General features: G+C 62.9%; 6 protein-coding genes. 5 read left to right on the top strand and 1 reads right to left on the bottom strand.

Annotated elements, in window-relative coordinates; translation table 11 throughout:
* The 5 genes from VIR09_RS15040 to VIR09_RS15020 all read left to right on the top strand — a co-directional run.
* The coding region (locus VIR09_RS15040; RefSeq protein WP_332013590.1) for an EAL domain-containing protein at positions 1–343 on the top strand (343 nt) is incomplete at its 5' end.
* A gap of 454 nt (positions 344–797) precedes the next feature.
* Positions 798–1,331 carry a fimbrial protein gene (locus VIR09_RS15035; protein WP_332013589.1) on the top strand — a complete coding sequence of 178 codons (534 nt, stop codon included), beginning with the start codon at positions 798–800 and terminating at the stop codon, positions 1,329–1,331.
* A gap of 95 nt (positions 1,332–1,426) precedes the next feature.
* On the top strand, positions 1,427–2,182 hold the full coding sequence (locus tag VIR09_RS15030) for a fimbrial biogenesis chaperone (protein ID WP_332013588.1): 756 nt from the start codon (positions 1,427–1,429) through the stop codon (positions 2,180–2,182).
* Positions 2,179–4,746 carry a fimbria/pilus outer membrane usher protein gene (locus VIR09_RS15025; RefSeq protein WP_332013587.1) on the top strand — a complete coding sequence of 856 codons (2,568 nt, stop codon included), beginning with the start codon at positions 2,179–2,181 and terminating at the stop codon, positions 4,744–4,746. The genes VIR09_RS15030 and VIR09_RS15025 overlap by 4 nt, the downstream gene beginning before the upstream one ends.
* Positions 4,747–4,805: 59 nt before the next feature.
* A complete protein-coding gene (locus VIR09_RS15020; protein ID WP_332013586.1) occupies positions 4,806–5,753 on the top strand; it encodes a fimbrial protein in 948 nt (315 codons plus the stop codon).
* A gap of 35 nt (positions 5,754–5,788) precedes the next feature.
* Here the strand turns inward: VIR09_RS15020 and VIR09_RS15015 are convergent, their stop codons facing one another.
* Complete coding sequence (locus VIR09_RS15015; protein ID WP_332013585.1) at positions 5,789–6,262, bottom strand: nuclear transport factor 2 family protein; 474 nt, start codon at positions 6,260–6,262, stop codon at positions 5,789–5,791.
* Positions 6,263–6,296: the final 34 nt, after the last annotated feature.

Genomic DNA, 6,296 nt, shown 5'->3' with positions numbered 1-6,296 from the left:
TGATTTCGGAACAGGCTATTCCTCGCTGTCCAATCTGCGGGCCTTTCCATTCGACAAGATCAAGATTGACGGATCCTTCATCAAGTCCGTCCACGTCAATCCGCAGGCCGCCACCATCGTGAGGGCGGTGCTGGGGCTGGGGCGCGGCCTGGAGCTTCCGGTGCTGGCCGAAGGGGTGGAGACCGAGGAAGAACTTGCCTTCCTGCAGGCGGAATCCTGCCACGAGGCTCAAGGTTATCTGCTGGGCAAGCCTCAGGCCATCGAGAATTTCATGGATTTCACGGCGGGCAGGTACGCAGCGCGAGCCGAAGATTCGCTTATGGGCGACCTCACGCCAGCCTGACGCCGGCATGCGAACGGCGCTGACGGCAACTGGCGGGAAAAGGCGAGCTTCTCCTGACCGGCGAGGATGTCCTGCAAGCGACTCCCGAGGCACGCCGGACACATCGCCGGCCTGATCATCCTGGAACAGGGCAAGCGGCCTGCCATGCTGGCCGGCCAGCACATGAAGCGCGCCACCATGGAATCGGGCGGACACGCGCCTGTTGGTGCAACGGAAGATCTACGGCCATTCAGCCATCTTTCGGATATCAGAAAATCAGATAGCAGAAAACTTGTGCAATCTGATGATATCCATAGAATTGCCGCTCAATTTGGGGAATACACCTAGATTTCTCTCGATTTCTGGTGCTTTTCCAGCGACCGAATTGCGCCTCTGAACAGAGGCTTTCCACGCTTTCCATTTGGCTCGCGCATCAGCGCGCGCCGCTCCCGTGTCTACTCATACGAGGTTAAGCATGAAATTCTCTACCGCATTTTTTGCCTGCGCGGCCTTCAGCCTGTCTGCGAGCGCGCTGGCTGCGGACGGCTCCATCACCATTAACGGCGAAATCACGTCGCAGACTTGCCAGATCAACGGCAATGGCGGTGGCGCGGACTTCACGGTGACGCTACCCACGGTTTCCACCAGCGCGCTGCCGACCGCGGGCGCGACGGCTGGTCGCACCCCTTTCAATATCGCCCTGACCAATTGTTCGCCCAACTCGGGAAATGTGGCCGTTTACTTTGAACCCAACGCAACGGTTGACCTTTTGACAGGCCGTCTCAAGAACACCGCGGCCAATGGCGCCGAAAACGTCGAAGTGGGCCTGCTCAACAACGACCATTCGGATATCCAGCTGGGCGGCGCGGAAGCTGCGCAGAACATGCAATTTGTTGCGCTGGAAAACGGCCAGGCGACGCTCAACTACTTTGCCCAATACGTCGCTACCGACGCGTCGACCGCCGGCAAGGTTGAAGCCCGCACGATGTACTCGATCGTTTACCAGTAATAACCAGCGGCCGTCGCCCTCGCCCCTCGTGTAAAGCCGGCAGGGAAAATGCGCATCGCTGACGCGGCGCAGGATCCAGCGCCTATGAGATGACTATGTTTTTCAGATTTAAATGGCACGCTGCCTTTGCGGCGCTTTCGGTTGCCGTCATGGCGACCTCGGCAAACGCCGCAGTTGTCTTGAGTGGAACCCGGGTCATCTATTCCTCTTCGCAGCGAGAGGTGACGCTGAAGCTCACGAACGAGGGCGATGGGCCGGTTCTGGTGCAGTCCTGGATTGATGACGGCGACCCGAACGCGACCCCCGACCAGGTCAAGGTTCCGTTCACGCTGACTCCGCCGCTGTTCCGTCTGGATCCGGCGAAGGGCCAGACGTTGCGCATCATCCATACGCAAGAACCGCTGCCGCAGGATCGCGAGTCGCTTTTCTGGCTCAACGCGCTTGAGGTGCCGCCTCGGGCCGGCTTCGAGGCCAACCGTCTGCAGATCGCGATCCGGTCCCGGATCAAGTTGTTCTTCCGCCCCGCGGGCTTGCCCGGCAAGGCGGGCGATGCGCCGGACAAGCTGCGCTGGCGCTTTGTCAGAAAGCCCAACGGCGGCTACGTCCTGTCGGCCAGCAATCCTTCGGGCTACTACGTGACCCTCAGCAGGGTCAGCGTGCAGGCGGCCGGCAAACAGCATGTGAACGAAGAGGGCGCAATGGTCGCGCCGCATGCGGCGACGGAGTTCGACTTCGGGAGCCTGACGGCGGTAGATTCCGAGATTCCCTCGGTGGTCCGCTACACGACCATCAATGATTACGGCGCGGCGGTTTCAGGAGAGTTTCATGCCGGCTCGCAGTCCGCGCAATGAAACAGCGCGGGTTTTTCTTTCTTCGGGGCGTCGTGGCCTGTGCGCTGTTCCCCGCGGCAGTCTGGGCAGCGCCCCTTGACGGCCAATCTTCGGCCGAGGTGGATTTCGACTCCGGTTTCCTCATGCACTCGGGCGGCGCCACGGTCGATGTCTCGCGTTTCACGCGCGGCAATCCCGTGACGCCAGGCGAGTATTCCGTCGATATCTATCTGAATGCTTCCTGGATCGGACGCCGGGCCGTGCGTTTTGAAGGACCGGATGGCCAGGCGACGCCCTGTTTCGATGCCGCCCTGATTGCGCAGCTGAATCTGAAAAACGATCTGCTTGGCGCGGCCCCCGAGCGTTTGCGCGCGGATCTCGCCAAGGGACAATGCGTCGACCTCGGGCAATTGGTGGCCGGCGCCAGCGCATCCTTTGACATCGCTGAACTGCGTATGGATATCAGCGCGCCGCAGGCCGCGCTGCGCCATGCGCCCCAAGGCTATGTCAATCCCGAGTTCTGGGACCAGGGCGTGCCGTCCGCCACGCTGGCCTACAACCTGAACACCTACCAGACCAGCGGACTGGCATCCGGCCGGACCTCTTATGCGGCTTTTGATTCGGGTTTGAATCTCGGCGCCTGGCATTTTCGCCAGCGATCGGCGCTGAGCTGGCAGACGGGCGGCCAGCGGCAGTATCAGAACATTGCCACCTATCTGCAGCACGACCTGCCGTCCTGGCGCAGCCAATTGACGCTGGGAGATTCCTACACCGATGGCGCCATGTTCGACAGCATCGGCCTGCGCGGGGCGCAGTTGGCCTCCGATGACAGGATGCTGCCCGATTCCCAACGCGGCTACGCGCCCCTGATCCGGGGGATCGCCCAATCCAATGCGCGGGTGACGGTTACGCAAAACGGGGTCAAGCTCCATGAAACCACGGTGTCGCCCGGCCCCTTTGAAGTCAACGATCTTTACGCCACCGGCTATGGCGGCGATCTGCTGGTCACCGTGACCGAAGCTGACGGCAGCCAGCATAGCTTTACCGTGCCTTACGCCTCGGTCGCTCAGCTCCTGCGGCCCGGGACGCTGCGCTATACGGTTGCGTTGGGCAAGGTGCGGAACGTGCGATCGATCGGGGACGACAGCAAGCTGCTGCAAGCCACCATGCAGTATGGATTCACGAATCTGCTGACGGGCTACGGCGGCGCGGTGGCCGCGCAGGGCTACCAGGCTGGGCTGCTTGGAACGGCCTGGAATACGCCGATGGGCGCGGTGGCCCTGGACGTGACGCAGTCGCGCATCAGCAAGCCCGGCCTGGCCTCGAGCGCCGGGCGCAGCATCCGGGTCAGCTACAGCAAGTTCGTGCCCTCGACCCGGACCAATCTGGCGATTGCCGGCTATCGCTATTCGTCCAGTGGTTACTGGGGCCTGCGCGAAGCCGTGCTGGTCAGCGAACCGCGAAGCCGCCTGGCGGGCAGCAATGGCTTCGACTATGTTCCCCGCCTGGACCGGCAGCGCAACGCCCTGCAGTTGACGGTCAACCAATCGTTGGGCGAAAAATGGGGCGAGCTGTATGCCACGGGCTCGAGCAGCGACTACTGGACGCGCAGTGGACGATCCACCGAGTTCCAGGTCGGCTACAGCAACACGTTCCGCGCCTTCGGCACGAACCTGATGTACAACATCGCCGCCTCGCGCCGGCGCGACGGGGTTACTGGAACGCTGGGCAATCAGGTATACGCCAGCGTGTCGATTCCCCTGGGTAGCGAGGAGCATCCCGCGACCTTGTCGCTGGCGGCCTCCAGGGACGGCCGGACCGGATCATCCGGGCAGCTCATGCTTACCGGCTCCGCCCTGGACGATAACGCGCTCAGCTATGGCGTGAACGTCGACCGCGCGCTTGGGGCGTCCACCGGCGGCGGCAATGTGCAGTACCGCGGCCAGGCGGCCACGCTATCGGCCAGCGCGAGCGGCGGCTCGGGCTATACGCAATATTCGGGCGGCATCAAGGGCGCCATCGTGGCTCATCCGGGCGGGGTGACATTGGCCAACGATCTGAGCGATACCGTTGGCGTCGTGGAGGCCAAGGATGCGATGGGGGCCCGCATCGCCAATGCCCCCGGGGTGCGTATCGATGGAAGGGGTTATGCCGTGATCCCTTATCTGCGGCCGTACTCGCTCAACAGTATCGACCTGGACCCCATGGGCCTGCCATTGGATGTTGAGCTCAAGGAGACCAGCACCCGGATCGCGCCGCGCGCCAACACCGTGACCATGATCCGCTTCGCCACCGTGGCCGGCCGTTCGGCGATGATCGGCGTGATGAAGCCGGACGGCGTGGCGCCGCCGTTTGGCGCCATCGTGCTGAATGAAGCGGGAAGCGAGGTCGGCGTGGTCGGCCAGGGCGGGCGCGTGCTGGTGCGGGGGGTCGCCGACGAAGGTGACCTGACGCTGCGTTGGGGCGAGGCGCCCGATCAGGTGTGCCATTTCGGCTATCGCTTGCCGGAGCGCGATGGGCAGGCGCTGACCTACCCCCGATTGGATGTGAAATGCGAAACATATATGGGATCTGGGCCCAGATGAGAGTGAAATCCTTGTCCTTGCCGTGCTTCGGCCGGCCGCTGCGGGCTGCGGCCCTAGCCATGAGCGCGCTTGTCGCCGCGGGGTTCTCCGGCCCGGCCGCTGCCGATGATGGAGCGCTGACAACCTTTGCGACCAACAAGCTCATCGTCCTGAAGGGTTCCTACACGCCTCCCCGCGATGCGCAGGTAGGGGCGATTCTGCAGGACAAGGAGGGCGTGGTCGTCGACGGAGCCATGCAGATGACAGGGGGGCCCTGCACGTTGACCAAGCTCATGACCGTCAACGGCACCCAGGCTCCGGGCCTGGAAAAAACCTACAAGACGAACGTTCCGGGTATAGGGGTGCGCTTTTACACCACGCAGGGATGGGGAGGGGGCTGGGAGCTGGCGCCGGTCAACACGAAATTCACTGCCCCTAGAAACTCGACGGCCAAATGGCTGGTTACGGCTGAGCTGCTTGTCATCGGGCCTGTCAGCGGCGGCGCGCTGACGTCGTTCCCCAGCCTTGATGTCCAGTTCATCAATGGCTGCGGCAATCCCGGATTGACCTACCATGTCACCATCGCGGCCGGCAGCCGGGTTGTCCAGGGAGGCTGCCTGGTCACGACCCCGTCGGTTGTCGCTACCTTGCCTCCCCTGACATCGCGGGAGTTCAATACGGTCGGTGCCACGCGCGGCGACACGCCGCTCCGCATTGGCCTGAATTGCACGCCCGGCGCCAATGTGTACGTGACTCTGACCGACTCGACAAATCCAGGCAACCGTACCGACCGCCTGACGCCCGCGGCGGGATCGACGGCGGGCGGAATCGAGATGCGGCTGCTGTACAAAGGCAAGCCGGTGGCCTATGGTCCCGATTCGGCTGCCGCGGGCGCTATCAATCAATGGCGCGTGGGAACCTCGGATTCCGTGACCGAAGTGCCCTTGGTTGCCCAATACATTTCGACAGGCGCGGTGACGCCAGGGACGCTCCGCGGGATCGCCACCTTCACCATGAGTTATCAGTGAGGGTGGCCGGAGGCTGCCCGTCATTCCGGCGCAGCCTAGAACATGGTGTTGTCGTTCGCCGCCGTTTCGGGGATGGCCTGGATGACGTCCCAGTGTTCCACGATCTTCCCGTTCTCCACCTTGAAGATGTCCACGATGGCATTGCCGCGCGTGCCCGGCTCGCGCACCGAATGCACATGGAGGATCACGTATTCCCTGTCGGTGAACGAGCGTTTGATCTCGCTGTGGAACTTGGGATACTTCTCTTTCATGAACGCGATGAATTTGCGGAAGCCTTCGGGCCCGTCGGGCGCCGTCGGGTTGTGCTGCACATAGCGCTCGCCAAGATAGGGCATCGCGGCGTCGGCGTTGAGCTGATTGAGGCCTTGCTCGTAGAAGGCCAGCACGATCTGGCGATTGGCTTCCTGCTGTTCCTTGCTTACTTCGCCGGCATGGGCGTGGGTTGCCGCAAAGGCCAGCACAGCCGTGGCCAGCCAGCGCGGCGCAGATTTCAGGGAATTGATGGACATAGGGGAAGTTCCTGGTGGTCGAGGTGTCGGGAGT

It is taken from the genome of Achromobacter sp. (assembly GCF_036567245.1).
Classification (GTDB): Bacteria; Pseudomonadota; Gammaproteobacteria; order Burkholderiales; family Burkholderiaceae_B; genus Achromobacter.
This window is presented reverse-complemented; position numbering and strand designations above follow the sequence as displayed.

Excerpts from the sequence above, each read along its gene's own strand:
- VIR09_RS15020 (WP_332013586.1), top strand. The coding sequence starts at position 4,806 with ATGAGCGCGCTTGTCGCCGCGGGGTTCTCCGGCCCGGCCGCTGCCGAT.
- VIR09_RS15025 (WP_332013587.1), top strand. The coding sequence starts at position 2,179 with ATGAAACAGCGCGGGTTTTTCTTTCTTCGGGGCGTCGTGGCCTGTGCG.
- VIR09_RS15030 (WP_332013588.1), top strand. The coding sequence starts at position 1,427 with ATGTTTTTCAGATTTAAATGGCACGCTGCCTTTGCGGCGCTTTCGGTT.
- VIR09_RS15015 (WP_332013585.1), bottom strand. The coding sequence starts at position 6,262 with ATGTCCATCAATTCCCTGAAATCTGCGCCGCGCTGGCTGGCCACGGCT.
- VIR09_RS15035 (WP_332013589.1), top strand. The coding sequence starts at position 798 with ATGAAATTCTCTACCGCATTTTTTGCCTGCGCGGCCTTCAGCCTGTCT.